Genomic DNA, 2,628 nt, shown 5'->3' with positions numbered 1-2,628 from the left:
GCTGGATGGCGCGCCGGTCACGGTGTTCGACGTGCTGGGCAAAGCCGTGCTCAGCACCCGCCTGCGCGGCAGCCAGCTCGATTTGCGGGCCCTGGCCCCCGGCGTGTATTCCGTGGTGCTCGATACCCGCGACGGGCAGGTGCACAAGCGCCTGGTGCGGCAGGAGTAGCGCGGGAAAGTATCATGCTACGCTTATCATAGAACGTCATGCTGAGCGCAGCCGAAGCATCTCTACTGCGCAAGTAATTCATTTACTACTGCGGTAGAGATGCTTCAACTACGCTCAGCATGACGTTCGATTATTACCCATAAAACCAGAACGGCTGCCCGATTGGGCAGCCGTTCTGGTTTAAGTCTTTTCTCAGTGCCGCCGCGACGACTCCCGCACCAGCAGCTTGGGTTTCAGCACCACGTTGCTGGTTTGCATCAGGCGGTTGGGGTCGGGGTTGAGCATTTTCTGGAGCAGGCGCACGGCCGAGATACCCATGGTTTCGCAGCCTTGGTCGACGGACGTGAGGTTGGGCTCGGTGAGGGTGGCGAAGGCCTCGTTGCTGAAGCCGGCCACGGCCACATCCTGCGGCACGCGCAGCCCGTGCGCCTTGATGACCTGCATGGCCCCGGCCGCCGCCAAATCGTTGGAGCCGAACACGGCATCGGGCGGCTGCGGCAGCTTCAGCATCTCGGCAATGGCCTGGGCCCCGCCCTGCTGGCTCATTTCGCACTGCGCAATGTAGTCCTCATTTATCTCGATGCCGTGGGCGGTGAGAGCATCGCGGTAGCCCTGGTGGCGGTTGCGGTGAATGTTGAGCCGGTGCGGGCCAGTGAGGTGCGCAATGCGCGTGCAGCCCTGCTCGATGAGGTGCGACACCACCTGGTACGCGCCCTGGTAGTCGTCCAGAATCACGGCGCTCACGCTGTCGCCCCGAAAGTTGTCGAGCACGCGGTCGAAGAAAACCAGCGGCACATTTTGGCGGCGGGCCAGCTCGAAGTGGCTGAAATCGGTGGTGGTGTTGGCCAGCGACACCAGAATACCCTCGACCTGCGAGTGCATCAGCAGCTCAATGTTTTTCTTTTCCTGGGCGGCGTCTTCGTTCGACTGAAAAATCATGACGCTAAAGCCAGCCTTGTTAGCCTCGGCGGCGATGCCAGCGAGCACCTGCGGGAAAAAGTGGCCGGTGATGTGCGGCACCAGCACCCCGATGGTGTGCGTGCGGCCCCGGCGCAGGGCGGCGGCCAGCTGGTTGGGCTGGTAGTGCAGCTCGGCGGCGAGCTGGCGCACGCGGGCCTTGGTGGCCTCGCTCACGTCCTTATGGTCGGCCAGCGCGCGCGACACGGTGGAGGGCGAAAGTTGGAGAGCCGTGGCCAAATCGGTGAGGGAAGCCCGGCGGGTTTGCATCTTGCAGAAGAATTAACGTAAAAAAATCGGGGCCGGCCGGCCCCGGTGCATCAAAGGTGCCCCGCTTACGGTGCAGCTGGCAGCCGAGCCAGCCGCACCGGCCGGGCACTGCGGCCGTTTTGGGCTAAGTTAGTAGTCCAAGAACTATCCTGCCGGGTTTTTGCTTGTTTCCCAATTGTTAATTTTCGAATTGATTCACCGCCCAGCGAATTGGAAATAGCGCGCGACTTTTCGGAGCCCGACCTGCTGCGCCGCCTCAACCAGGGCGACGAGCGAGCGTTTGATGCCCTGTTCCGGCACTACAGCGCGCTGGTGTACCGCTTCGCCTACGGCTACCTCAAGGCCCGCCCCGATGCCGAAGAGATTGTGCAGGAGTGCTTTCTGAAAATCTGGGAGAAGCGCGCCGAGCTGCGGCCCGACGTGCCACTGAAGGCCTACCTGTTCACCACGGCCCACCACGCCATTCTGAACCAGCTGCGGCGGCAGCAGCAGCGTCAGCGCTTCCAGGCGTATTCGGCGGGCCTGGCGCCCGTGCAGGTGGGCAACGAGGCCGGGTTTAGCGAGCTCGAAGCCCTCTACCAAGCTGCCCTGGAGCAACTGCCGCCCAAGCGCCGCGAGATTTTTATGCTGAGCCGGCAGCAAGGCCTCTCCTACCCCGAAATTGCCCAGCAGCTCAACCTCTCGGTGAAAACCGTGGAAGCTCAGATGACTCACGCGCTGAAATTCCTGCGCGGCTACTTCCAGGCCCACGGCGAAAGCATCGTGGCGCTGGCGTTGTGGCTGGCGTTGGCGAGCGCCTGAGCGGACGGGCGAACGAAGTAGAGACGCAACATCTTGCGTCTCGTCGTTGCTGATGTTGTTTAGTCTGGGCAGGATGGCGCGGTTCGGCGCAGCTCCGGTCGTTCAACGAGGAGACGCAAAATGTTGCGTCTCTACCCGTGCTTTTAATCTTTTAAAAAAAACTTTCGCGGCCAGTAAGGGTGGCGGGCGCTAACGGGGTATTACTGCAAACGATTGGGGAATTGCGCCCCAAACGTTTGCTAAGCAGCCCATGTGCGCCTCGCGCCACTCCCTGAAATACTGGCTTTTAACCCGGTTATTTCTTTTCATCGACTTCCCCGGCATCCATGCCTCTAGTTATTACCGAAGACCTTTTCAACCGCTACCTCGCCGGCACCACCACGCCGGCCGAGGCCCAGGCCGTGGCCGCCTGGCTGGCCGAGCCCGCCAAC

At 61.9% G+C, this 2,628-nt stretch carries 3 protein-coding genes; 2 read left to right on the top strand and 1 reads right to left on the bottom strand.

What is annotated here, in order from left to right:
- The first annotated feature begins 22 nt into the window (after positions 1-22).
- Positions 23-169, top strand: coding sequence for a T9SS type A sorting domain-containing protein (locus ACYVDE_RS19830; protein ID WP_460503267.1), 147 nt, complete (start codon positions 23-25; stop codon positions 167-169).
- 192 nt (positions 170-361) lie between these two features.
- Here ACYVDE_RS19830 and ACYVDE_RS19825 read toward each other — a convergent pair whose 3' ends face one another.
- Positions 362-1,396, bottom strand: coding sequence for a LacI family DNA-binding transcriptional regulator (locus ACYVDE_RS19825; RefSeq protein ID WP_460503266.1), 1,035 nt, complete (start codon positions 1,394-1,396; stop codon positions 362-364).
- 210 nt (positions 1,397-1,606) lie between these two features.
- On the opposite strand from ACYVDE_RS19825, the gene ACYVDE_RS19820 reads away from it, so the two are divergent.
- Entirely contained in the window at positions 1,607-2,197 is a 591-nt protein-coding gene (locus ACYVDE_RS19820; protein ID WP_460503265.1) for an RNA polymerase sigma-70 factor, read from the top strand.
- The last annotated feature ends 431 nt before the right edge of the window (positions 2,198-2,628 follow it).

The organism is Hymenobacter agri, from assembly GCF_054778495.1.
The sequence above is the reverse complement of the archived record's forward strand: the minus strand, read 5'-3'. Positions and strand labels throughout refer to the sequence as shown.

Coding starts and splice junctions, on each gene's coding strand:
- ACYVDE_RS19825 (WP_460503266.1), bottom strand. CDS start 1,396: ATGCAAACCCGCCGGGCTTCCCTCACCGATTTGGCCACGGCTCTCCAA.